General features: G+C 69.4%; 21 protein-coding genes and 1 tRNA gene. 14 read left to right on the forward strand and 8 right to left on the reverse strand.

The features are described from left to right. Nucleotides 1-8: 8 nt before the first annotated feature. From LK09_RS14490 to lysS, 5 genes are all read left to right on the forward strand, one after another. The gene (locus LK09_RS14490; RefSeq protein ID WP_052226811.1) at nucleotides 9-593 is read left to right on the forward strand and encodes a PH domain-containing protein; all 585 of its coding nucleotides are present in this window, start codon (nucleotides 9-11) and stop codon (nucleotides 591-593) included. After that, a complete protein-coding gene (locus LK09_RS14495) occupies nucleotides 590-2,254 on the forward strand; it encodes a PH domain-containing protein (RefSeq protein ID WP_231563054.1) in 1,665 nt (554 codons plus the stop codon). Before LK09_RS14490 ends, LK09_RS14495 begins: the two co-directional genes overlap by 4 nt. Nucleotides 2,255-2,401: 147 nt before the next feature. Beyond that, complete coding sequence (locus LK09_RS14500) at nucleotides 2,402-2,653, forward strand: DUF4242 domain-containing protein (protein WP_039400920.1); 252 nt, start codon at nucleotides 2,402-2,404, stop codon at nucleotides 2,651-2,653. A gap of 75 nt (nucleotides 2,654-2,728) precedes the next feature. After that, a complete protein-coding gene (locus LK09_RS14505; protein ID WP_039400922.1) occupies nucleotides 2,729-3,433 on the forward strand; it encodes a Rossmann-like and DUF2520 domain-containing protein in 705 nt (234 codons plus the stop codon). 108 nt (nucleotides 3,434-3,541) lie between these two features. Continuing rightward, complete coding sequence (gene lysS / locus LK09_RS14510) at nucleotides 3,542-5,062, forward strand: lysine--tRNA ligase (RefSeq protein WP_039400925.1); 1,521 nt, start codon at nucleotides 3,542-3,544, stop codon at nucleotides 5,060-5,062. Between the two features lie 22 nt (nucleotides 5,063-5,084). Here lysS and LK09_RS14515 read toward each other — a convergent pair whose 3' ends face one another. Beyond that, on the reverse strand, nucleotides 5,085-6,266 hold the full coding sequence (locus tag LK09_RS14515) for a DUF4192 family protein (protein ID WP_039400928.1): 1,182 nt from the start codon (nucleotides 6,264-6,266) through the stop codon (nucleotides 5,085-5,087). Nucleotides 6,267-6,389: 123 nt separating this feature from the next. Here LK09_RS14515 and LK09_RS14520 point away from each other — a divergent pair, with 123 nt between their 5' ends. The 3 genes from LK09_RS14520 (at nucleotide 6,390) to LK09_RS14530 (ending at nucleotide 9,230) form a co-directional block, all read left to right on the forward strand. Then, complete coding sequence (locus LK09_RS14520; protein WP_039400931.1) at nucleotides 6,390-6,575, forward strand: hypothetical protein; 186 nt, start codon at nucleotides 6,390-6,392, stop codon at nucleotides 6,573-6,575. After that, on the forward strand, nucleotides 6,575-8,032 hold the full coding sequence (gene cls, locus LK09_RS14525) for a cardiolipin synthase (protein ID WP_039400933.1): 1,458 nt from the start codon (nucleotides 6,575-6,577) through the stop codon (nucleotides 8,030-8,032). Before LK09_RS14520 ends, cls begins: the two co-directional genes overlap by 1 nt. Nucleotides 8,033-8,168: 136 nt before the next feature. Further along, a complete protein-coding gene (locus tag LK09_RS14530; protein WP_156138837.1) occupies nucleotides 8,169-9,230 on the forward strand; it encodes a murein hydrolase activator EnvC family protein in 1,062 nt (353 codons plus the stop codon). A 34-nt stretch (nucleotides 9,231-9,264) separates the two neighbouring features. On the opposite strand, the gene LK09_RS14535 is transcribed toward LK09_RS14530, so the two are convergent. From LK09_RS14535 to LK09_RS20855, 3 genes are read right to left on the reverse strand one after another with little or no spacing between them, the layout of a single operon-like run. Beyond that, the gene (locus tag LK09_RS14535) at nucleotides 9,265-9,495 is read right to left on the reverse strand and encodes a helix-turn-helix domain-containing protein (RefSeq protein ID WP_039400938.1); all 231 of its coding nucleotides are present in this window, start codon (nucleotides 9,493-9,495) and stop codon (nucleotides 9,265-9,267) included. Next, nucleotides 9,492-10,196: a hypothetical protein gene (locus LK09_RS14540; protein WP_039400940.1), complete on the reverse strand. Its 705-nt coding sequence runs from the start codon at nucleotides 10,194-10,196 to the stop codon at nucleotides 9,492-9,494. Before LK09_RS14540 ends, LK09_RS14535 begins: the two co-directional genes overlap by 4 nt. Continuing rightward, complete coding sequence (locus tag LK09_RS20855; protein ID WP_052226812.1) at nucleotides 10,196-10,960, reverse strand: hypothetical protein; 765 nt, start codon at nucleotides 10,958-10,960, stop codon at nucleotides 10,196-10,198. Before LK09_RS20855 ends, LK09_RS14540 begins: the two co-directional genes overlap by 1 nt. Nucleotides 10,961-11,127: 167 nt before the next feature. Here LK09_RS20855 and LK09_RS14550 point away from each other — a divergent pair, with 167 nt between their 5' ends. From LK09_RS14550 to LK09_RS14560, 3 genes are all read left to right on the forward strand, one after another. Continuing rightward, complete coding sequence (locus LK09_RS14550) at nucleotides 11,128-13,662, forward strand: ATP-dependent Clp protease ATP-binding subunit (protein ID WP_039400942.1); 2,535 nt, start codon at nucleotides 11,128-11,130, stop codon at nucleotides 13,660-13,662. Between the two features lie 81 nt (nucleotides 13,663-13,743). Next, on the forward strand, nucleotides 13,744-14,265 hold the full coding sequence (locus LK09_RS14555) for an amino-acid N-acetyltransferase (RefSeq protein ID WP_039400944.1): 522 nt from the start codon (nucleotides 13,744-13,746) through the stop codon (nucleotides 14,263-14,265). Nucleotides 14,266-14,347: 82 nt separating this feature from the next. Beyond that, the gene (locus LK09_RS14560; protein WP_197061061.1) at nucleotides 14,348-15,049 is read left to right on the forward strand and encodes a hypothetical protein; all 702 of its coding nucleotides are present in this window, start codon (nucleotides 14,348-14,350) and stop codon (nucleotides 15,047-15,049) included. A 15-nt stretch (nucleotides 15,050-15,064) separates the two neighbouring features. Here the strand turns inward: LK09_RS14560 and radA are convergent, their stop codons facing one another. After that, on the reverse strand, nucleotides 15,065-16,456 hold the full coding sequence (radA, locus tag LK09_RS14565; protein ID WP_052226813.1) for a DNA repair protein RadA: 1,392 nt from the start codon (nucleotides 16,454-16,456) through the stop codon (nucleotides 15,065-15,067). A gap of 186 nt (nucleotides 16,457-16,642) precedes the next feature. After that, complete coding sequence (locus LK09_RS14570) at nucleotides 16,643-17,437, reverse strand: helix-turn-helix transcriptional regulator (protein WP_039400947.1); 795 nt, start codon at nucleotides 17,435-17,437, stop codon at nucleotides 16,643-16,645. A 76-nt stretch (nucleotides 17,438-17,513) separates the two neighbouring features. On the opposite strand from LK09_RS14570, the gene ilvD reads away from it, so the two are divergent. The 3 genes from ilvD to LK09_RS14585 all read left to right on the forward strand — a co-directional run bounded on the left by ilvD (nucleotide 17,514) and on the right by LK09_RS14585 (nucleotide 20,654). Further along, complete coding sequence (ilvD, locus tag LK09_RS14575; RefSeq protein ID WP_039400949.1) at nucleotides 17,514-19,415, forward strand: dihydroxy-acid dehydratase; 1,902 nt, start codon at nucleotides 17,514-17,516, stop codon at nucleotides 19,413-19,415. A gap of 237 nt (nucleotides 19,416-19,652) precedes the next feature. Beyond that, a complete protein-coding gene (locus tag LK09_RS14580) occupies nucleotides 19,653-20,501 on the forward strand; it encodes a class II glutamine amidotransferase (protein ID WP_052226814.1) in 849 nt (282 codons plus the stop codon). A 62-nt stretch (nucleotides 20,502-20,563) separates the two neighbouring features. Then, nucleotides 20,564-20,654: transfer RNA gene (locus LK09_RS14585), tRNA-Ser, on the forward strand. 51 nt (nucleotides 20,655-20,705) lie between these two features. Here LK09_RS14585 and LK09_RS14590 read toward each other — a convergent pair. Both LK09_RS14590 and LK09_RS14595 read right to left on the reverse strand, forming a co-directional pair. Continuing rightward, nucleotides 20,706-21,872, reverse strand: a complete 1,167-nt coding sequence (locus LK09_RS14590; RefSeq protein ID WP_039400951.1) for an IS481 family transposase — start codon at nucleotides 21,870-21,872, stop codon at nucleotides 20,706-20,708. Nucleotides 21,873-22,236: 364 nt separating this feature from the next. Further along, complete coding sequence (locus LK09_RS14595; RefSeq protein ID WP_156138838.1) at nucleotides 22,237-23,124, reverse strand: hypothetical protein; 888 nt, start codon at nucleotides 23,122-23,124, stop codon at nucleotides 22,237-22,239. Between the last annotated feature and the right edge of the window lie 23 nt (nucleotides 23,125-23,147).

The following is a 23,147-nucleotide window of genomic DNA, read 5'->3' on the forward strand; positions in this document are numbered from 1 at the left end:
GGTTTGCAGTGCCGGACCCGGCGCCCGGGCCGCAGGCGCCGGCATCCGGTTCCGCGCAGGATGCCGTCCTCGATGCGCACACCTACGGCCGCGTGCTCGAACCGCGCAACGGCCACCGCCTGCCGCTCGGCGACGGCACCTGGCATCAGCTGTCGCGCAACTACGTCTGGGTGCGGCTCATCTCCCTCGGCATCATCATCGTCGTGGTGACGGTCGCGTTCATCGTCGGCACGCTGCTGCTGGCGACGTCGTGGCCCTGGATCGCGGGAGGCATCCTCCTTACGGGGTACGTGTGGGCGGCAGCCATCACGCCGCGCCAGGCTCGTGCGTACGCGTACCAGCTGCGCACCGACGACCTGGTGTTCCGCCGGGGCATCCTGTGGCAGCGTCAGGTCGCCGTGCCCTACGGGCGGATGCAGCTCGTGGACATCACTCACGGCCCCCTCGACCGCGCGTTCGGCATCGCCCAGCTGAAGCTGGTGACCGCGGCGGCATCCACCGGCGTGATGATTCCCGGACTCACACAGGGGGCCGCCGAGCAGTTGCGCGACACGCTCGTCGAGGTCGCCGAAGCCCGCAGGACCGGGCTGTGACCGACGCCCCCGCTCCGTACGGCGGGCCGTCCATGCCCCCGCCGCAGGGGCCGAGCGTGCCGGGCCCCTCGCCCGCGCCGCCGTCGACGCCCGGCGGATTCCGATCGCCGCTGAGCGACGGCGAGTGGCACCGGATGCACCCCCTCACCCCGCTGCTGCGCGGCGGGCTGGTGCTCGTGGTCGTGGCGGGTCTCATCATCTCGAACCTCCGCGAGCGGATCGCGGACTTCTTCATCTCGTCGACGGTGCCCGGCGCCGACGGCTTCCAGGGGCAGCCGGGCGACCCCATCGACTTCGTGCTGCAGCACAACCTGGTGCTCGTGGCCCTCCTGGTGCTCGCAGGGCTGCTGCTCGTGCTGGTGGGACTCTTCTACCTGTCGTGGCGCTTCCACACCTTCCGGATCACCGGCGACGACGTCGAGGTGCGGCAGGGTGTGCTCTTCCGCAGCCAGCGCCGCGCTCCGCTGGACCGGGTGCAGGGCGTGAACCTCACACGCCCGCTCATCGCGCGCCTGTGCGGCATGGCCAAGCTCGACGTGCTCGGGGCCGGATCCGACACCAACGTCAAGCTGGAATACCTGTCGACGAAGACCGCCGAGGCGGTGCGAGCCGACATCCTGCGCCTGGCCTCCGGACGGAAGCTCGCCGAGGCGGTCGCCGCCGGCCGCGTGCCCGGGATGCCGCGCCCGGGGCGCGTCGCCCAGGCGACCACGATGGTCACCGACGCCGTCACGGGGATGGTGCTCGGCGCCGAGGTGCCGGTGGAGCCGGCATCCGTCGTCGAGATCCCGATGCTGCGCCTGCTGATGTCGCACGTGTTCAGCCAGGCGACGCTGTGGCTGCTCGTGCTGATCGGGCTCATTGCCTGGGGGTCGTGGCAGACCACGCCCGTGCTGCTGCTGTCGGTGATCCCGGCGGTGATCGGTATCGGCACGTACTGGGTGCGCACCCTCAGCAAGAAGTTCCGCTATTCGATCGCCCCCACTCCGGACGGCGTGCGCATCACCTACGGCCTGTTCACGACGATCACCGAGATCCTGCCGCCGGGGCGCGTGCACGCCGTCGAACTGTCGCAGCCGCTGCTGTGGCGTCCGGCCGGATGGTGGGTGGTGCGCGTCAACCGGCTCGCGGGCAGGTCGTCGAGCAGTCGCGAATCCGATCAGGCCGCCGACGCGCTGCCGGTCGGCGACCGCGCGGATGCCGAACGGGTCATGCGCCTTCTTCTTCCCGGTCTCGCCGAGGACGCCTGGTCGCTCGTGTTCGACCGCGGCGTTCTCGCCCGTCCGGGCAACGGCGAGGACGCGTTCACGACCACGCCCAAGCGGGCCTGGATCCTGCGTCCGCTGTCGTGGCGGCGCAACGGGTTCGTACTCACCGACCACGTGCTGATCATGCGCAGGGGTTTCATCTGGCGAAAGCTCGTCGTGGTGCCGCTGGCCCGGCTGCAGTCGTTCGGCATCGAACAGGGACCGCTCGACCGGGCACTCGGCGTCGCCGAGGTCCATGCGCACACCATCACCGGCCGGGTCTCCGGGCGGCTCGGCGCGATCGACCGCGACGCGGTGGTGGGCCTGTTCGCCGAGGCCGCTGCGGGCGCCGTGCGGGCCGGAGCAGGAGACCGCAGCCACCGGTGGGCGGACGGGGTTCCCGACGCGGGCTGACGAGCGTAGCCTGAGCCCGTGGAGCCGTGTGGACGGCACCGCACGCACCCGGATCGTCGGCGGACCCGAACCTGCTTCGCCCCCGTGTGCGCCCGGGCATCCTGGTCGTCCTTCGAACCGCGACTCCCTCTGGGGAAGGAGCGGACCATGCCGCTGTACATGGATGTCCACAACCTCGGCGAGTCGGTCACTCTGGATGCCGTCGCCCAGGCGCACGCCGCCGACCTGCAGCACCAGGACGCGCACGACGTGCACTACCTGAAGTACTGGGTCGACGAATCCGAGGGGCGGGTCTTCTGCCTCGTCGACGCGCCCACTCCCGACGCGGCGGTCACCGTGCACCGCGAGGCCCATGGGCTCGTCCCCGACGAGATCCATGAGGTGAAGGAAGGGGCCTGACGGGTGTCCTGACCGGGCGGCGGCGGCGAGACGCCGCCCCGGGCCACGTGCGGAGGCGTCGGTTAGCATCGACGGATGACTCGTGACGGACGCCTGGGTGTCGGCATCATCGGCGCAGGACGCGTCGGCCCGGTGATCGGCGCGGCCCTGGCCGGAGCCGGACACGCGGTGACCGGCATCACCCACGGATCCGACGACGAGCGGGTGGAGTCGGTGCTTCCCGGGGTTCCCTTCCTCGACGCACCCGAGGTGGTGCGCCGCAGCGAGCTGGTGGTGCTCGCGGTGCCGCACGATCAGCTGCCCGGCCTGGTCTCCGGCCTGGCCGAGGTGGGCGCGTGGCAGATGGGGCAGATCGTCATGCACGTCGACCCGGGCTACGGCCTCGACGTTCTCACTCCGGCGGCCGGTCAGGGCGCGCTGCCGGTCGCCGTGCATCCCGCGATCGCGTTCACCGGCACGTCGATGGATCTGCGGATCCTCCGGGACGCGTACGCGGCCGTCACCGCCCCCGCCGTCGTGCTCCCGATCGCCCAGGCGCTCGCCGTCGAACTCGGCTGCGAGCCGGTGGTCGTCGCCGACGCCGACCGTGCCGCCTACGGAGAGGCGATCGCGACGGCGACGCAGTTCTCCAAGTCGATCGTGCAGCAGGCTGTCGGCGGCCTGCGGGATGCCGGCATCCCCTCTCCGGGCGCGTATCTGTCGACTCTTGTGCACGCGACGGTCGACCACGCGCTGCGCGATGCCGACCCCGACACCGAGACGACTCTGGGCCTCGGCTGACCTTCGGTCCCTCGGGCATCCTCGCCCGTGGAGCCAGGCCCTGATCGCTCTCCAGGAACCACGGATGCCGCCCCGATAAGCTGGACGGCGACTTTCCCGAGGAGCCTGATGACCGACACCACTGCCGCCGCCCCCGCCGAGACGCCCGAAGAGGACGTCATCGAGCAGAAGGCGGTACGCCTGGCCAAGCGCGACCGGCTCATCGCCGAACGGGCGGATGCGTCCGGCGGCGCGTACCCCGTCGCCGTGCCGGTCACCGACACGATCCCCGCCGTGCGGGAGCGCTACGCCCACCTCGAGGCGGGCGAAGAGACCGGCGACGTCGTCTCGATCGCCGGCCGCGTGGTGTTCAGCCGCAACACCGGCAAGCTCTGCTTCGCCGCGTTGCAGGCGGGCGACGGCAGCCGCATCCAGGCGATGGTGTCGCTCGCGGCCGTCGGCGAGGAGTCGCTGCAGCGCTGGAAGGAGCTCGTCGACCTCGGCGACCACGTCTCGGTGACGGGCGAGGTGATCTCGAGCCGCCGCGGCGAGCTGTCGGTCATGGTCTCGGACTGGGCGATCGCGTCGAAGGCGCTGCTGCCGCTGCCGAACCTGTACTCGGAGCTCAGCGAGGAGGCCCGGGTGCGCAGCCGCTACCTCGACCTCATCGCGCGCGAGCAGGCCCGCAGCACCGTGCGCGCCCGTGCCAAGGTCAACGCGAGCCTGCGTGCCACGTTCGCCGAACGCGACTTCATCGAGATCGAGACGCCGATGCTGCAGGTGCAGCCCGGCGGCGCCGCCGCGCGGCCGTTCGTGACGCATTCGAACGCCTTCGACGCCGAGCTGTACCTTCGCATCGCGCCCGAGCTCTACCTCAAGCGCGCCGTCGTCGGCGGCATCGACCGGACGTTCGAGATCAATCGCAACTTCCGCAACGAGGGCGCCGACTCCACGCACAGCCCCGAGTTCGCGATGCTCGAGGCCTACCAGGCCTACACCGACTACAACGGCATCGCCGACCTCACCCAGGCACTCGTGCAGAACGCGGCGATCGCCGTCTCCGGTTCGACCGAGGTCACCTGGGCCGACGGCACCGTGTACGACCTGGGCGGTCAGTGGGACCGCATCTCGATGTACGACTCGCTGTCGGAGGCCGCCGGGGTGACGATCACCCCGCAGACCGGCATCCCCGAACTCGAGGCCCTCGCGGCCGCGAACGACGTGGACGCCCCGGCCCACCCCACCCACGGCAAGTGGGTCGAAGAGCTCTGGGAGCACTTCGTCAAGGGCGGGCTCACGCGCCCGACGTTCGTCATGGACTTCCCGGTCGACACCAGCCCGCTGGTGCGCGATCACCGTTCGATCCCCGGCGTCGTGGAGAAGTGGGACCTGTACGTGCGCGGCTTCGAGCTGGCCACCGGATACTCGGAGCTCATCGACCCCGTCATCCAGCGCGAGCGCTTCGTCGAGCAGGCCAAGCTCGCCGACCGCGGCGACGACGAGGCCATGCGCATCGACGAGGAGTTCCTGCGCGCCATGGAGCACGGTCTTCCGCCGATGGGCGGCATGGGCATGGGCATCGACCGGCTGATCATGGCGATCACCGGACTCGGCATCCGCGAGACGATCCTCTTCCCGCTCGTCAAGTAGCCCGCGCGCGGGCGGATCGAGCTCACGCCGCGGCATGCTGGAACGCCCAATCGGGCAGGTGGGCCGTGGTCACGAAAGCGAGCACGATCTCGGCGAGACCGGCATCCGCATCGATCGCGGTGGCCTGGGCGGCGTAGTCGGCCGCGACGGTCGATCGTCCCTGCGCCCACGCCAGCCACGCGCAGAGGCCGAGCACGGCGGCACGCCGGGTGCCGGTCGTGAGCGCGGCGCATTCGCGCGCGACGGCGAGTCCCGCGGCGAGGCGGTCGGGGTCTGGCGTCGGGCCGTCGCCCCACACCCGCGCGCCCAGGTCTTCGGGGTAGGGGGCGCCGGTCTCCCAGTGCAGCTGGGCGGCGAGGGCGGCATCGCCGTCTCGCATGGACCCCGACCACTGCAACAGGGCGATGTCGCGCACCGCGGGCCGCGACAGGCACAGCGCCGCCCGCGCCGCCTCGAACGGCGGCAGGGAGGCGGCATCCCGCACGAGCAGGTCTTCGAGGAACTCCGGGATGTCGTCGAGCGCCGTCAGCGTCTCGAGCGCGCGCGGATCGGCGCGCGCGGCCGGCTCGGCCCGCCCCGCGGGCTCGGTCGTCGGGGCCGGAACGACGGCGGCGGTGAGCGCGTCCAGGGCCGCCGCGACGTCGGCGAGACGCGTCGGGTCCACCACGGGCAGGTCGGCGCCGGCATGCTGGTCGCCCGGCGCCACCGGCGGCAGCGCACCGGCCGTGTCGGCGGACTCGATCAGGTCGAGCGGGTGCCCCGCCTCGGGGTGATCGGCCTCGAGGAACGACGCCCAGCCGGTGGATGCCACGCACAGGGCGTCGCGCAGCTCGATGCCGCAGGCATCCGCCCGGCGCGCCACGGCCCGCGCCAGCTGCTCCCGCGGGAGTCGGCCCCGCGCGATGGGCTCGTCGGTGTACACCACCACCGCCACGGCGTCGGCGTCCGCGAGACGGCACACCATGCCGATCGCCGTCGCGGCGATCCGGTCGACGGCGTCGGCCGGCGATTCGAGCAGGACGACGGGGCGCGTGGCATCCTCATCGGCAGCACTCGCGTGCTCGAGGTCGAGCCGCACCGCGCCCAGGGACCGGCGACCGGCGAACGGAACGAGTACGACCGATTCGCTCGGATGGAATCCGAGGAGGTGCGGGACGAGCCCGAGGAACTGTGCGGCATCGGTCGCTGTGATGATCGTCGTCATGCATCGACCGTGCGTCGCCGCACCGCCCCTCGGCAACGCCGCCCCGGCCGGCTGTGGACGGCTTCTCGTCGGTGCGGTGCGCGCACTGCCTGTTGACAGGGAATGACCGCGTAAACTGGGGGTATGCAAGCATGGTCGGGAATCATCTGGGCACTGGCTCCGACCCTGATCGTGCTCACGCTCTTCTTCTTCATCCTGCGCGCGGTGGTCCGATCCGACCGCAACGAGCGCAAGGCCTACGCGAAGGTCGAGGCCGAAGAGCGAGCCAAGCGGGGCCTGCCGCCCAAGACGCCGACCGCAGCTGGTTGATGGCGATCTTCGAGACGTGGTGGCCGTACGCGATCATCATGATCGACATCTCCATCCGTATCGCGGCGATCATCATCGTGCCCCGCAACCGGCGCCCCGCCGCAGCCACCGCCTGGCTTCTCGCCATCTACTTCATCCCTTTCATCGGGGTGCTGCTGTTCCTGCTGATCGGCAACCCGCGGCTGCCGCGCAAGCGCCGCCGCAAGCAGGAGGCGATCAACCAGTCCATCCGCGAAGCCAGTGCCCACCTCGACTTCGGGACGCTGCGCCCCAATGCGCCGCAGTGGTTCCAGGCGCTGGTCACCCTCAACCGCAACCTCGGCGCGATGCCGCTGTCCGGCGACAACTCCGCCCACCTGATCCCCGACTATCAGCAGAGCCTCGACACCATGGCCGCCGCCATCCGCGGCTCCAAGAAGTACGTCCACCTGGAGTTCTACATCCTGCAGCTGGACGACTCGACCTGCGGCATCTTCGATGCGATGGAGGATGCCATCTCCCGTGGTGTCGTGGTGCGCGTGCTGCTGGACCACTGGGCGAACCGCGGCAAGCCGAACTACCGGCGCACGTTGAAGCGACTGACGGCGATGGGAGCGAAATGGCGGCTGATGCTTCCCGTGCAGCCGTTCCGCGGCCGGTACCAGCGGCCCGACCTCCGCAACCACCGCAAGCTCCTCGTTGTCGACGGCGCCGTGGCGTTCATGGGGTCGCAGAACATCACCGATTCCACGTACAACCTGCGCAAGAACATCCGCCGCGGACTCCACTGGGTCGACCTCATGGTGCGGCTGCAGGGGCGGGTCGTGGCATCCGTCAACGCCGTGTTCCTGTCCGACTGGTACAGCGAGACCGACGAGTCGCTCGCCGACGAGATCGACGTGTTCGCGGCCGAGCACGCGCCCGGTGATCTCGACTGCCAGATCGTGCCGTCCGGGCCGGGATTCCGGTTCGAGAACAACCTGCAGCTGTTCGCGAGCCTGCTCTACTCGGCACAGCGCAAGATCATCATGGTCAGCCCCTACTTCGTGCCCGACGAGGGGCTGCTGCTCGCGGTGACCACGGCGTGCAACCGCGGGCTGCAGGTGGAGCTGTTCGTGTCGGAGGAGGGCGACCAGGCGATCGTCTACCACGCGCAGCGCAGCTACTACGAGCACCTGCTGAAGGCGGGCGTGCGCATCTGGATGTACCAGAAGCCCTACATCCTGCACACCAAGAGCCTCACCATCGATGACGAGGTCGCCATCATCGGATCCAGCAACATGGACATGCGCTCGTTCGGTCTGAATCTCGAGATCTCGATGCTGGTGCGCGGCGAGGAGTTCGTGCGCGAGGTGCGCGAGGTCGAGGACATGTACCGCGGACAGTCCCGCGAGCTCACCCTCGAGGAGTGGCAGCAGCAGCCCCTGCGTTCCACCGTGCTCGACAACCTCGCCCGGCTCACCTCGGCTCTTCAGTAGGCGGTCAGGTCCGCGGCATCCCGCTTGCACGGGACATCCAGACACCGGGCGTACCTTCGGTCCCGACCGCGCCGTCGCCCCTCCCAGGCGACGCCCCCGAAGCCGGCGCGGCCGCGACCCGATTCAGGATGATTGCGTGTCCGAGACCAGCCCCGACCAGCCCGTGACCCGGCGCGCCCTGCGCGCGAAGCAGGCAGAGGATGCCGACTCCCCGCCGCTCTCCCCGCTCCCGCCACGGCCGGCGGCCGCTCTGGGCCGTTCGACCGTCGCGCCGCCTCGTCGCGCGGTGCGACCACCGGTTCGCCCGGGGCGCGGACGCCGCCTGGGCGCGATGCTGACGAGCATCGCCGGGGTGGGGATCGTCGGCCTCGTCGCCGTCGGGATGACGACTCCGGCATCCGCTGTCGCAGCCGCCGACGGCACCGGCGTGCATCGCGCGTCGGCGGTGGGCGCGGCATCCTACGCGAGCGATGTCCGCCACGATCAGGACTACCAGGCCACCACGGCCGCCGAGGCCGTGCTGACCCGCGATTCCTTCTCGACGGGCGCGCGACGTGTGGTGGTGTCCACCGCGTCGTCGTCGGGCGGCATCGCGCCGATCTCCATCGCCGCAGCCGGCCTGTACTCGAACGGCTCGATGCTGCTCAGCGCGTCGCAGATGCTCGCCGACAACGGCTACAACGCCACGTCCGACCTCGGTTACAACGCCGCCGGGTGGGGCAGCAACCCCTCGCCCATCCCGGCGGGATTCCTGCAGGTGTCGAACAAGTACTTCGTGAACGACCCGGGCGGAAAGGTGCAGTGGCCGTTCGCGGTGGGATGCCCCATCACCTACGGATTCGGATGGCGGCCCGGCGAGTTCCACCAGGGCGCCGACTTCACGCCGGGTCTCGGGGCGCCGATCCAGTCCATCGCCGACGGCGTCGTGAGCATGGCGACCGACAACTTCCAGGGGTACGGCGCCGTCGTCGTCATCAACCACGTGGTGGACGGGCAGCGCGTCGCGAGTCTGTACGCGCATCTGATCATCGGGTCGATCCGCGTCCACGCGGGCGAACGCGTCTCGGTCGGCCAGGAGATCGCGCAGGTCGGAGCATCCGGACACGCCTTCGGTGCGAACATGCACTTCGAGATCCTCGCCGACGGCACCACCCCGGTCGACCCGGTGGGCTGGCTCCGCTCCCACGCCGGCCCCTGAGCCGCGAGTCGGCCCATGCACCGTTCCGCGGGGACTACTCGGCGCGGACGAGGAGGTCGCCGACCTCGCAGTCGAGCGCCCGACAGATCGCGGCGAGGGTCGAGTAGCGGATCGCGCGGGCGCGGTCGTTCTTGAGGATCGACAGGTTCACCACAGACACCCCGACCAGTTCCGACAGTCGCGTGAGCGTCATGCCGCGCTCGGCGAGCAGTTCGTCGAGTCGGCAGTGGATGCCGGATGCCTCCTCCTCGTCCGCGGAGGTCACACCAGGCCCTCGGTCTCACGCTGCAGGACGGTGCCGTGCCTCATCAGCGCGGAGAACGCGGCGAGCCCGATCGCGAGCCAGACCGGCCACCAGTCGATCGCCCAGATGCCGGCGGCCTGGACGCCGTCGGGGCCGAGGCCGGCCGACACGATCTCCGCCAGCGCTTGCGTGCCGCCGTACTGCGCGACGACTTGCGTGGCGATGCCGCCGACGAGCACGACGCTCGCGGCGATGAGGCTCAGGCGAGCGAGCTCCGGAGCGAACGGCTTGCCCTGGATGAAGCGGAAGCACGCGAGGGCGATCAGCCCCACGATGACGACCGTGAGCCCGGTGCCGAGGAGATCCCCGACGGCGAGGATGCCGCGGGTCGGCGTGGACAGCAGATCGAAGCTCGTCAGCTGGGCGAGCGTGAACCCCCCGTCCAGCTGGATCGAGCCCGCGGTCGCGAGCGCGTCCGACGATTCGGGCACCGGCCAGTAGGCGAGCGTGCGCACCGTGAACGGGATGCCGATCCCCGGCTGGAACCAGAGGACGGTGCGGACAACGCCCCAGAGCAGCGCGAGCCCAGCCCACGCCGCCGAGATCATCAGCGCGATCCGGACGATGGGTGCCGCGTCCCTCGTGCCACGGGTGCGGAACACCCACATGATGACGACGATGATCAGGACGGGCGTGCCGATTCCGATGAGCAGAGGGAACATCAGACCAGCAACTCCGTGTCGCGCTGCAGCTTCGCACCGTAGCGGAAGACGGCGGCCAGGGCGAGGAGGGCAAGGGCCGCCCCGATCGGCCACGCCGGCACTGTCACTGAGAACCCTCCCTCGGTGAACGCCGCCCCCGATTCGCCCGACGGCAGTGCCGCTGCGGATGCCGCACCCTTGCTGATGCCGTCGAGCATCGGTGCGGCGACCCCCAGCACGAGCACGGCGACCGCCGACACCGTCAGCGTGCGCGTGACTGTCCGGGCGAAGGGGATTCCGCGCAGCAGCTGGAAGCAGATGACCCCGAGTGCGACGGCCGGCAGCACTGCCAGGAGCGCCCAGAGCAGCTGATCGGTCGCGATGAGCGCCCGCACCCCGACGGTGAGTCCGGAAACCGTCGCCCATGCCGAGCTGACGCCGAAGCAATCGATTCCGGGGTGCGTCTTGGCTGCCGACTCGATCTCGCAGGGGAACCGATTGTCGAAGAGGGTCGTCTGGAACGGGAAGTCGTCGATGCTCACGGTGGCGGCCGTCATCGTCTGGACGATGGTGAACGGCATCGAAATGAGGAACAGTCCCACGGCGACGCCGCACAGGGTGAGGGTGGCGTCGACCGCCAGGGTCGTGGTGTCCTCGCCGCGGCGGCGATATCGGCGGGCGATCAGCAGCACCGCGCCGACGATCACGGCCAGGAACAAGAGCATTCCGCCGACGAATCGCAACAGCCCCCACGCGTCGTATCCGGTGTAGCTCCCCATCGGCATCCCCGATCCATATCGATATTCGTTGTTAACGAAAAACGATATGGCCCGATGCGGGCCCGCCGCAAGCCCGCAAGGCCGTATGCCCATGGCGAACACGGCCGCACGGCATCCATCCGCTCGTTACGCTCGAAGGACGACGCCCCCAGTGCGTCCGCAAGGAGTTGACGATGTTCGAGAGATTCACCGACCGGGCCCGTCGCGTTGTTGTGCTTGCGCAAGAAGAAGCCAAGATGCTCAACCACAACTACATCGGCACGGAGCACATCCTCCTCGGCCTCATCCACGAGGGCGAGGGCGTGGCGGCGAAGGCGCTGGAGAGCCTGGGTATCTCGCTCGACGCGGTGCGCGAGCAGGTGCAGGACATCATCGGTCAGGGCCAGCAGCAGCCGACGGGGCACATCCCGTTCACGCCGCGCGCCAAGAAGGTGCTGGAGCTGTCGCTGCGCGAAGCGCTGCAGCTCGGGCACAACTACATCGGTACCGAGCACATCCTGCTGGGTCTCATCCGCGAGGGTGAGGGCGTGGCCGCACAGGTGCTCGTCAAGCTCGGGGCCGACCTGAACAAGGTGCGTCAGCAGGTGATCCAGCTGCTGAGCGGATATCAGGGGAAGGAGCCTGCAGGGGTGTCCGGCGCAGCCCATGACAACAACCCGCAGCAGGCGCAGAACGGCTCCCAGGTTCTCGACCAGTTCGGCCGCAACCTGACCCAGGCCGCCCGCGACGGAAAACTCGACCCGGTCATCGGGCGCGAGAAGGAGATCGAGCGGGTCATGCAGATCCTCTCCCGCCGATCCAAGAACAACCCGGTGCTGATCGGCGAGCCCGGCGTCGGCAAGACCGCCGTCGTCGAAGGCCTCGCCCAGGCCATCGTCAAGGGCGATGTGCCCGAGACGCTGAAGGACAAGCAGCTGTACTCGCTCGACCTCGGCTCGCTCATCGCCGGTTCCCGCTACCGCGGCGACTTCGAAGAGCGCCTGAAGAAGGTCACCAAGGAGATCCGCACCCGCGGCGACATCATCGTCTTCATCGACGAGATCCACACGCTGGTCGGAGCCGGTGCGGCCGAGGGCGCGATCGATGCGGCATCCATCCTCAAGCCCCTGCTGGCACGAGGCGAGCTGCAGACGATCGGCGCCACGACGCTCGACGAGTACCGCAAGCACTTCGAGAAGGATGCCGCGCTCGAGCGCCGGTTCCAGCCGATCCAGGTCGCCGAACCGTCGCTGCCGCACGCCATCAACATCCTGAAGGGCCTGCGCGACCGCTACGAGGCGCACCACAAGGTGCAGATCACCGACGGCGCCATCGTCGCCGCGGCGAACCTCGCCGACCGGTACATCAGCGACCGCTTCCTGCCCGACAAGGCCATCGACCTGATCGACGAGGCCGGCGCGCGCCTGCGCCTGTCGATCCTGTCCAGCCCGCCCGAGCTGCGCGAGTTCGACGACAAGATCCAGAAGGTCCGCGAAGCCAAGGAGCTCGCCTCCGAGGAGCAGGACTTCGAGAAGGCGGCATCCCTCCGCGACGAGGAGAAGTCCCTGCTCGCGGAGCGTCTGCGCCTCGAGAAGCAGTGGCGCTCCGGCGACGTCGCCACCAACGCGACCGTCGACGAGGGCCTGATCGCCGAGGTGCTCGCCCAGGCGACCGGCATCCCGGTGTTCAAGCTCACCGAAGAGGAGAGCGCACGCCTGGTGTTCATGGAGAAGGCGCTGCACCAGCGCGTCATCGGCCAGGAGCAGGCGATCGCGGCCCTGTCGAAGACGATCCGTCGTCAGCGCGCCGGCCTCAAGGACCCGAAGCGCCCGTCGGGCTCGTTCATCTTCGCCGGCCCCACCGGCGTCGGAAAGACCGAGCTGGCCAAGGCGCTCGCCGAGTTCCTGTTCGACGACGAGGGCGCCCTGATCTCGCTCGACATGAGTGAGTTCAGCGAGAAGCACACCGTGTCGCGGCTGTTCGGCGCCCCTCCCGGGTTCGTCGGCTTCGAAGAGGGCGGCCAGCTCACCGAGAAGGTGCGCCGCAAGCCGTTCTCCGTGGTCCTGTTCGACGAGATCGAGAAGGCCCACCCGGACATCTTCAACTCGCTCCTGCAGATCCTCGAAGAGGGTCGCCTGACCGACGGTCAGGGCCGCGTGGTCGACTTCAAGAACACCGTGATCATCATGACGACGAACCTCGGTTCGTCGGCGATCGCCGGTGGCCCGGTCGGCTTCCAGGTCGAAGGCAACACGCAGACGACCTACGAGCGGATGAAGGGCAAGGTCGACGAGGAGCTCAAGCGTCAGTTCAAGCCCGAGTTCCTCAACCGCGTCGACGACATCATCGTGTTCCCGCAGCTGACCAAGCCGGAGCTGATCGCGATCGTGGACCTGTTCACGAAGCGCCTCAGCACGCGCCTGCTCGACCGCGACATGACGATCGAGCTGACGCAGGCCGCCAAGGAGCGCCTCATCGAGATCGGCTTCGACCCGGCGCTCGGCGCCCGGCCGCTGCGCCGTGCGATGCAGCGCGAGATCGAGGACGGCCTCAGCGAGAAGATCCTGCACGGCGAGCTCAACCCCGGCGACCACGTCAAGGTGGACTCCGAGAACGGCGAGTTCCTGTTCGAGCACGGTCCCCGTGGTGAGAAGGTCGCGGTCGGCGTCGTCGGCGGCGGCGAGATCACCGCGAGCCCCGACCTGACGATCACGCAGACCGACATCTGACGCATCGTCCACCAGCGGATGCCCCGGCCACACGGCCGGGGCATCCGCTGTTTGTCAGGCGGCTCGTTCTAGGCTGGACGGGTGACCGATCGTCAGGCTCCGCGCCCCTTCTCCGTGCGCCCGGCTCGCAGCGACGACATGGTCGGCATCCACGCGATGCTGGAGCCGTACGTGCAGCGCGGCATCCTGCTCGGCAAAGACATCGTCGTGCTGTACGAGGCGACTCAGCAGTTCCTCGTCGCCGAAGCCGACGGCGAGCTCATCGGATGCGGGGCCCTGCACGTCATGTGGGAGGACCTGGGCGAGGTGCGCACGCTGCTCGTGTCGGACGACTGGGTGCGCCACGGGGTGGGGCGGGCGATCGTCGAACAGCTCGAGGCGAACGCCCGGGCCCTGGGCCTCACGCGGCTGTTCTGCCTCACGTTCGAGGTGGACTTCTTCACCCGGCGCGGATTCGAGCCCATCGGCGAGCAGGTCGTCGACCCCGACGTGTACTCGCAGCTGGTGCGGAGTCCGGATGCCGGCATCCACGAATTCCTCGACCTGGCGCACGTGAAACCGAACACCCTCGGCAACACGCGCATGCTCAAGCGGCTCGTCTGACGGGCTGCGCCGAGTCTGCGCATCCTCCGGTTGCGGGCGTGGGCGCCGTGGATGCCGCGGATCGCCTGCTTACCCTGTGACCGTGACCACTCCAGAGCCCCGGCCTCGCCCGTCCAAGGCCGTGTACCGCCGCCGCCGGCTGGTGGCGCTGCTGATTCTGGTTGTCGTCATCGCCGTCATCTGGCTGCTGATCGCACGCCCCTGGTCGGGCAGTGCGACCGCCGCCTCGACGTCGACGACGTCGCCGGCCGCGGCCGCCGCCGTTCAGACGAGCCCCACGCCCACCCCGACGCCCACCGTGATGTCGCCGAGTCCGTCGCCGACCGCGTCCGGTTCGCCGTCGCCGTCGCCGTCGCCGTCGAGCACCGCCGTCGCTTCCGCGTGTGACGCGTCGTCGGTCACGGTGGTGCCGTTGACCGACCACACCGTCTACGCGGCCGGGCAGAATCCCAAGCTGTCGATCAAGCTCACCAACACCAGCGCCGTCGCCTGCAAGATCAATGTCGGCACGGCCACGCAGTCGTTCACCATCACGAGCGGCACCGATACGTGGTGGCGTTCCACCGACTGCCAGAAGGACCCGAGCGACATGGTCGTGCTGCTGAAGGCCGGCCAGACGGTGACCAGTTCGACGCCGGTCGTCTGGGACCGCACGCGGTCGTCGGTGAACAGCTGCGTGTCGAAGTCGCGGCCCGTGGCTCCGTCCGGGGGAGCGACCTACCACCTCACGGTGTCGATCGGCGGGTTCGATGCGCTCACCGACACGGTGTTCCAGCTCGGCTGACGAGGCCGAGGGCGCTCAGAACTCCGGAACGTCGCTGAGGTCGCGCGGGCCGGCCGGGACCGCAGCGCGGCGACGCCGGGCCCGGGTCGTGCCCACGGCCGCGAGTGCCCCGCCGAGGTCGGCGGACGTGGCATCCACCACCATCCGATAGCCGAGCCGGGTGGCTTCGCCGCGGCGCTGGTTCGACTGGGTGACCGGACGGATTTCGCCGGCGAGGCTGAGCTCGCCGATCGCGGCGACGTGGCGCGGCATGGCGTGACCGGTGATCGCGTTGGCGACCGCGATGGCGATCGCGAGGTCGGCGGCCGGCTCGGTCAGCCGCACGCCCCCGACGGTCGAGACGTAGACGTCTTGATCGGAGACCTTGATGCCGCCGCGCTTCTCGAGCACCGCGAGCACCATGGCGACGCGGGCGGCATCCACCCCATTGACGATGCGTCGCGGATTCGGGATGCCGGTGGGGATCGTCAGCGCCTGTACCTCGACCGGCAGGGCGCGGCGTCCTTCGAGCGCGATCGTGACGCAGGTGCCCTCGACCGGCTCGCCGTGCCCGAGGAACAGCGCGCTGGGGTCGGGGACCTCGGTGATGCCGTTGCCGGTCATGTCGAAGCATCCGACCTCATCGGTCGCCCCGAAGCGGTTCTTGAGCGCGCGGACGAACCGCAGCGAGGTCTGCCGGTCGCCCTCGAAGTGGCAGACGACGTCGACGAGGTGCTCGAGGATGCGGGGACCGGCGATGGAGCCGTCTTTGGTGACGTGGCCGACGATGATCACCGGCAGATCGCGCTCCTTGGCCACGCGGATGAGGGCCGAGGCGACCTCGCGCACCTGACTGGGATGCCCCGCCGCGCCGTCGGACTGCGCCGAGGAGACGGTCTGCACCGAGTCGACGATGAGGAGGTCGGGCTGCACCTCGTCGACGTGCCCGAGGATCGTGCCGAGGTCGGTCTCGCTCGCCAGATACAGTTCGTCGTGCAGAGCGCCGGTGCGTTCGGCGCGCAGGCGCACCTGCGGGGCGGACTCCTCGCCGCTCGCGTAGAGCACGCGGTGACCCGCCTGGGCGCCCTGGGCCGCGACCTCGAGCAGCAGCGTGGACTTGCCGACGCCGGGTTCGCCGGACAGGAGGATGGCGGCGCCGGGCACGAGTCCGCCGCCGAGCACGCGGTCGAACTCGCCGATGCCGGTGGTGCGCCGCATCGTGTCGGTGGTGTCGATGTGGGTGATCGGGCGGGCCTTGCGTGCCGGGGCCGTGGGCGTGACGAGCTTGACGATGCCGGTCTGCTCGCCGGCTTCGACCACGGTGCCCCACTGCTGGCACTCGCCGCAGCGACCCACCCAGCGCAGCGTCGTCCACCCGCACTCCGTGCAGCGGAACGGTGCGGACTGCGCGGGGCGTTTGGTGGCCATGAGACGAGCGTAGGCGCGGCCCCCGACATCGGTGTGCGCCGGCCCGGGCCGAATCGCGTACCGAATGCAGGACCGACAGGTCGCGGGCTCACGCACGCCCGCGCGTTTGCGCGGACGGGACGCCGCCCGGGTCGAGATCGTCCTGCGTTCGGTACGCCGCGCGCAGCGGCCCGGGCGGCGCCGGCCTCACACCACCGGCGTATACGCCACGATCTGCACGCCCGGCACGTCGGAGGGCCGCAGCTGGTGGTGCTCGTACCGGACGAGCCCGGCATCCGGATGGTGGAACACCCGCTCCCGCGACGTGAACCCCTGGACGTCGTGGCGGGCCCAGCCTTCGCGGAACTCGGGGCTGTCCTCGCGCAGCCGCTCGATGAACGCCCGCAGGTCGGGGTCGGTGAGGCGTGCGGCGGTCTCCGCCCGGAACTCGCCGAGGAACCGGCGGCTGGTCTCGGGCCAGTCCGCGAGCAGTGCACGCACGGCGGGGTCGGTGAACACCACGCGCAGCAGATTGCGGTCTTCGGCCGGGATGCGTGCGACGTTCGGGTAGAGGCGCTCGTACGCATCGTTCCAGCCGGCGATGCGCCAGTTGGGGGTGAGGGCGAACGCGGGGTTGTCGCCCAGCGCATCGAGAAGGTGCTGCACGTGGGCGGGCAGCTCGTCGGCAGCCGCGTCGCCGAGCGCGCTCGACGGCGCAAGGCCCGCCAGCGACAGGGCGTACCGCCGTCCGGCGTCGTCCAGTCGCAGCACGCGGGAGACGGCATCCATCACCTGCTGCGACGGGTTGATGTCGCGCCCCTGCTCGAGCCACGTGTACCAGGTGACGCTGACCCCCGACAGGTACGAGACCTCTTCGCGGCGCAGGCCCACCGTGCGGCCGCGCCCGGCGGGCGGGAGCCCGTGGTCGGCACGCACCAGCTGCTCGCGCCGGGCACGCAGGAACGCACCGAGTTCGGCGCGGCGTCCGGGTGGGGGAGTCATCCCTCCAGGGTAGTAGTGCCACTACCAGGAGTAGTGGCGTCTTCTCTGTACGGCATCCGGACCCGATTCTGGAACCATGGCGATTCCCCTGCGTTCTCGTACCGTCACCCATGGCCGCAACATGGCGGGCGCCCGCGCGCTGCTCATGGCGGCCGGCGTGAACAAGGCCGACTTCGGCAAGCCGATCATCGCGGTGGCGAACAGCTTCACCGAGTTCGTGCCCGGACACACCCACCTGCAGCCGGTGGGGCGGATCGTGTCGGAGGCGATCAGTGCGGCCGGCGGCATCCCGCGCGAGTTCAACACGATCGCGGTCGACGACGGCATCGCCATGGGCCACGGCGGCATGCTGTACTCGCTGCCGTCGCGCGAGCTCATCGCCGACTCGGTGGAGTACATGGTGCAGGCGCACTGCGCCGACGCGCTCATCTGCATCTCCAACTGCGACAAGATCACGCCCGGGATGCTGATGGCCGCGCTGCGCCTGAACATTCCGACGGTGTTCGTGTCGGGTGGTCCGATGGAGTCCGGACGCGCGACCCTCGTCGACGGAACCGTGCGCACCCTCGACCTGGTCGACGCGATCTCGGAGGCCGTGAACGAGTCGGTGTCGGATGCCGACATCCTCCGCATCGAAGAGAACGCGTGTCCGACCTGCGGTTCGTGCTCGGGCATGTTCACCGCGAACTCGATGAACTGCCTCACCGAGGCGATCGGCCTGTCGCTGCCCGGCAACGGCTCGACGCTCGCCACCCACACCGCCCGCCGCGCCCTCTACGTGAACGCCGGGACGCTCGTCGTGGACATCGCGAAGCGATATTACGACGACGAGGATGCCTCGGTGCTGCCCCGCAACGTCGCCACCCCCGCGGCATTCGGCAACGCGATGGCGCTCGACATCGCCATGGGCGGCTCGACCAACACGATCCTGCACCTGCTGGCCGCCGCGCACGAGGCCGGGGTCGACTTCGGGCTCGACGACATCGACGCCGTGTCGCGCCGCGTGCCGTGCCTGGCGAAGGTCGCGCCGAACGTGGCCGGCGACCGCACCTACTACATGGAGGACGTCCACCGGGCGGGCGGCATCCCCGCGATCCTCGGCGAGCTGCGCCGCGGCGGCCTCCTCGACGAGAACGTGCACACCGTGCACTCGGCCACGGTGGCGGAGTGGCTGGATGCCTGGGACATCCGCTCGGGAACGGCGACCGAGGAGTCGCTCGACCTCTGGCACGCGGCGCCCGGCGGCAAGCGGTCGTCGACGGCGTTCTCGCAGTCGGAGCGCTGGCTGGCGCTCGACACAGACGCCGAGGGCGGATGCATCCGCGACGTCGCGCACGCCTACTCGAAGGACGGCGGCCTGGCCGTGCTGCGCGGGAACATCGCCGTCGACGGTGCTGTCGTGAAGACGGCCGGCGTCGACCCGTCGATCTTCACGTTCTCCGGCCCGGCGGTGGTGTGCGAGTCGCAGGAGGAGGCCGTGCAGAAGATCCTGTCGAAGCAGGTCGTCGAGGGCGATGTGGTGGTCATCCGCTACGAGGGTCCGAAGGGCGGACCGGGCATGCAGGAGATGCTGCATCCGACGTCCTTCCTCAAGGGCCGCGGGCTCGGCAAGAAGTGCGCGCTGGTGACCGACGGCCGGTTCTCGGGCGGAACGTCGGGCCTGTCGATCGGGCACGTGTCGCCCGAGGCGGCGTCCGGCGGCGTCATCGCGCTGGTCGAGGACGGCGACATCGTGTCGATCGACATCGCCACCCGTGCCCTGTCGCTCGAGGTGTCCGACGAGGTGCTCGAGGAGCGCCGGCGTGCGCTGCTGGATGCCGGCGGCTACCGGCCCCGCGACCGGGAGCGCGTCGTCTCGCCCGCGCTGCGCGCGTACGCCGTGATGGCGCAGTCGGCCGACAAGGGCGCCGTGCGGGATGTCTCCGTCGTCGAGGCGGCCCTGCAGGCGGTGGCCGAGCGGGAGCCCGTGCTCAGCTGACGTCGAGTTCATGCAGGATGCCGCGGCGGTCGTGATCGCCGCGGCATCCGTGCATGCGGGGTTCGCTCGCCGGACACGGTCGCGCCGTACACTGGCGGCAGTGTCCGCCGGTCGGCGGATGCCGCGGCGCCCGCGAAACAGGGGGATCCCGCCGACACCGGGCTTGTGTGGGCCCGTTCCGTCGGGGTGACTCCGTCTCGGCGGGGCCGGTCGGACCGGAGAACTGGGGGAGAACACATGTGCCGCTGGCTGGCCTACACGGGGGAGCCGATTCCGCCCGCCGCTCTGATCATCGACACGCAGCACTCGGTGCTGGCCATGTCGCAGAACTCGCCGCTCGGCGCCGAGACGGTCAACGGCGACGGGTTCGGGGTCGGCTGGTATCCGACCGGAAAGCCGACGGATGCCCAGGGGCTGCGGCATCCCTACGTCTTCCGCAGCACCGAACCGGCCTGGAACGACCAGAACCTGCGCGAGATCAGCCGGGCGGTGACGAGCCCTCTGTTCTTCACGCACGTGCGCGCCGCCGCGGGGCCGCCGATCCAGCAGACCAACTGCCACCCGTTCCGGCACGACAACTGGCTGTTCATGCACAACGGCGCGATCTCGGGGTTCCAGCAGATCAAACGCGAGCTCGCGATGGATGTCGACCCTCTGCTGTACGCCGGCATCCAGGGCACCACCGACACCGAGGTGCTGTTCCACCTGGCGCTCACCTACGGACTCATGGACGGCCCGATCGCTGCGGTCGGCAAGGCGATCCGGCGGGTGGAGAAGGCGGGCGAGGGCGCCGGCATCCAGTTCCCGATGCAGGGGACGATCGCCGTCTCGGACGGCGAGACGCTGTGGGCGTTCCGGTACTCGACGCAGGGGCGCTCGCGCACCCTGTTCCACTCGGCCGACGTGCCCACGCTGCGCAAGATGTACCCGACCGCCGAGCGGCTGGACCTGTTCGGCGACCACGCGCAGGTCGTCGTGTCGGAGCCGCTCACCGACCTGCCGGGCGTCTTCCTCGAGGTGCCCGAGTCGACCGTCGCGGTGCTCGACCCCACCGGGTATCACCACCAGTCTTTCCTGGAGGCGTGAGCGCGGGATGCCGCGGGGCGCTCGATTCGCGAGGACGGCGGGCGTCGCGTACACTTGTCCGCGGTGACGTGTCCGAGCGGCCGAAGGTGCAACTCTCGAAAAGTTGTGTAGGGTAACCCCCTACCGTGGGTTCAAATCCCACCGTCACCGCCAATGTGATGTCTCAGGACATCGTGAACGGCTGAACCCCCGGTTTCCGGGGGTTCAGCCGTTTTTGCGTTGGTAGCTGTGGGTGGGGTCGAGGGTGTATTCGCCGAGGACTTCGCCGGTGCTGATGCTGATGACGGTGGCGTGCTGGTTGTGGATGAGGCAGGCGATTTCGGTGCGGGCGTGGGCTCTGCCGATGCCGAGGTGGAGCATGCGTCCGGAGTGGCGCAGGCTGATCTTCCCGTCGCGGTCGATGGTGTCGTAGCGCACGCGCCACGTGTTCGGGTCGCCGGGGATGGTGGGGGTTGCTTTCGGGATGAGCTGGTAGGCGGTCTCGGGTGTGCGGCGGCCGATGCCGCGGTGCGGGCGGATCGTGTTGTAGTAGTCGCGGAACGCGTCGAGGGTGGCTTGCAGGTCGGTGAGGGTGGCAGCGGGCCGGGTGACCGTGTGTTTCTTCAGGGTCTGCCAGAGGCGTTCGATCTTGCCTTGGGTGGTGGGTTTGAACGGTTTCCCGTTCTTCTGGATGATGCCCAGGTCGGCGAGGAGGGTTTCGAACTCGTTCCCGGTCCCGTCGCCGCGCCCGCGGCCGCCCCGGGCCAGGCGTGTGGTGTAGACCATGCCGTTATCGGTCAGTGTCGCTGCCGGGTATCCGTGCAGGGCGGCGGCGTCCTGGAATGTGCTGGTCACGACGCGGCCGGTGACGCGTCGGTGCGCGGTCAGGTGCAGCAGGTAGCGGGAGTGGTCGTCGAGCCACCCGATCACTTCCACGTCGTCACCGTTGGTCAGGGTGATGTGGGTGAAGTCGGATTGCCAGAGCTCGTTGGGGCGGTCGGCAGCGAACCGCCGCCACGACGCGCGGGGCCGCTTGTGTGGTTGCGGAGTGACGCGGCCGGCCGCGGTGAGGATCCGCCACACCGTCACCCGGGACACTGTGATCTGTTCCCGGGCGAGATGCGCGCCGATCGTGTCTGCGCCGGCATCCACACCATGCCGGACGAGTTCGTCGCGTAACTCGAGGATCCGGTCCCGAACACTGTCGGGGGTGCGGTTCGGGCTCGACGCGGGTCGCCGCGACCGTGCCTCGAACGCCGCGTCGCCCTCGACCAGCCACCGGTGGTGGAGCTTGTGCACGAGTGCTTTCGATACCCCGTACCGGCGTGCGGTCTCCGCGTAGGACAGGCCCTGAACAGTGACTGCCTTGATCAGCAGTTCGTATTTCGCCACCGTTCACGATGTCCCGAGACACCCCGCCCCGATCAACCCACCCGTTCACGATGTCCCGAGACACCCGTTCACGATGTCCTGAAACCAGACACCACCGTCACCGCCAAAATAGCCTGATCAGCGCCTCTTTTCGGAGGCGCTGATCTGCGTTTGGGAAGATTCTGTCGGAATCCTGTTCTCAATCCGGGACATAGGTTCGACGGACGGCTGCTGTTCGCGGCTGACGTGGAATAAGCGCCTTGTTGTCTCGCGCGAGTCTCCGCGAGCATGCGTGTCCCACGGCCTGAGACCACTCGGGTAACGACTTCCGCCCGTCGATTTTCATCCCTTCGTGAAGAGCGGGACGAAGGTTAGACAGATCAACTCAGCCGTCTTGCGCGGCGTAGCTCGCTAGAACGTCCAGCGGAATCGACCGTCCGAGGTTGTCAACATCGTGCTGGTTAAAGACAGGACGCGGCGTCACGCCGACCCACGCATGTACAGCGCGAGACCAAGCTTCCACCGACCGCGCCACCACCATGCCGATCATGCGGGCCTGTGCGTCGGGCCTCTCCCATGACGCGGCGACGTGCATATACTCGCCGTGTGTTGCTCCCGACAACGCCGAGTACAGGTTCCCAATCGCGGGTATCTCCTCGAGGACACGTTGCGAGATCTGGAAGTTCGTCCTGGCGTAAGAGCGCCCGACCTTCACTTGCACGATCTCATCGGTCTTCACGCCCGTCTTGTCTCGTCGGACGACGCTGACGCCCTGGTCTCTCAACTCGGCGACGAGGAGTTCGCGGGAGACGGCAAACTTCGTCGCGTCGGATACACCCATCTCGGCAATGCCCCTCTCAATAGAGTGAAACAGTGCGGCGTAGGTCCGAGCTGCGCGTGCGTCAGCATTGATGTCGGCCTGCAGGATCCAGGCGCAGGTGGCTGAGATCTCCGCGACGGCTCGTGTGATCGGAGTCGCCGGCAGCGGGTGGAAGGTGTCATGTGCGGCCAGCACCTCGAGGCCTTGGAGGTGCGACTGGAGGGCGCCGCTCATGGTCTGGACGTGCTCGATCCGCTGCCGGAACGCGATGAGGTGGTCGCCCGCGGCGGCCGCGTCGTAGTCCGTTCTGAAAGGTGTCCAGCTCGGGGCATTGTCGAACCAGGTCGACATCTTGTGCACCGAGCTGACGACGTGCGCGCTGGACTGCCGGATGAGCCGAACCATCGCGTGAACCGCGAGCTGAAATCGTTCGTCGTCTGAATCTTGAGCCACGCGCACCATCATTGCGTCCGGCC

It is taken from the genome of Microbacterium mangrovi (genome assembly GCF_000802305.1).
GTDB lineage: Bacteria > Actinomycetota > Actinomycetes > Actinomycetales > Microbacteriaceae > Microbacterium > Microbacterium mangrovi.

Bases quoted from the DNA above. Each gene is read 5' to 3' on its own strand.
- LK09_RS14515 (WP_039400928.1), bottom strand. From the start codon at position 6,266: ATGACGACGATCATCACAGCGACCGATGCCGCACAGTTCCTCGGGCTC.
- lysS (WP_039400925.1), top strand. From the start codon at position 3,542: ATGACCGACACCACTGCCGCCGCCCCCGCCGAGACGCCCGAAGAGGAC.
- LK09_RS20855 (WP_052226812.1), bottom strand. From the start codon at position 10,960: ATGCCGATGGGGAGCTACACCGGATACGACGCGTGGGGGCTGTTGCGA.
- LK09_RS14570 (WP_039400947.1), bottom strand. From the start codon at position 17,437: ATGACTCCCCCACCCGGACGCCGCGCCGAACTCGGTGCGTTCCTGCGT.
- ilvD (WP_039400949.1), top strand. From the start codon at position 17,514: ATGGCGATTCCCCTGCGTTCTCGTACCGTCACCCATGGCCGCAACATG.
- LK09_RS14500 (WP_039400920.1), top strand. From the start codon at position 2,402: ATGCCGCTGTACATGGATGTCCACAACCTCGGCGAGTCGGTCACTCTG.
- radA (WP_052226813.1), bottom strand. From the start codon at position 16,456: ATGGCCACCAAACGCCCCGCGCAGTCCGCACCGTTCCGCTGCACGGAG.
- LK09_RS14550 (WP_039400942.1), top strand. From the start codon at position 11,128: ATGTTCGAGAGATTCACCGACCGGGCCCGTCGCGTTGTTGTGCTTGCG.
- LK09_RS14520 (WP_039400931.1), top strand. From the start codon at position 6,390: ATGCAAGCATGGTCGGGAATCATCTGGGCACTGGCTCCGACCCTGATC.
- LK09_RS14505 (WP_039400922.1), top strand. From the start codon at position 2,729: ATGACTCGTGACGGACGCCTGGGTGTCGGCATCATCGGCGCAGGACGC.
- cls (WP_039400933.1), top strand. From the start codon at position 6,575: ATGGCGATCTTCGAGACGTGGTGGCCGTACGCGATCATCATGATCGAC.
- LK09_RS14540 (WP_039400940.1), bottom strand. From the start codon at position 10,196: ATGTTCCCTCTGCTCATCGGAATCGGCACGCCCGTCCTGATCATCGTC.
- LK09_RS14580 (WP_052226814.1), top strand. From the start codon at position 19,653: ATGTGCCGCTGGCTGGCCTACACGGGGGAGCCGATTCCGCCCGCCGCT.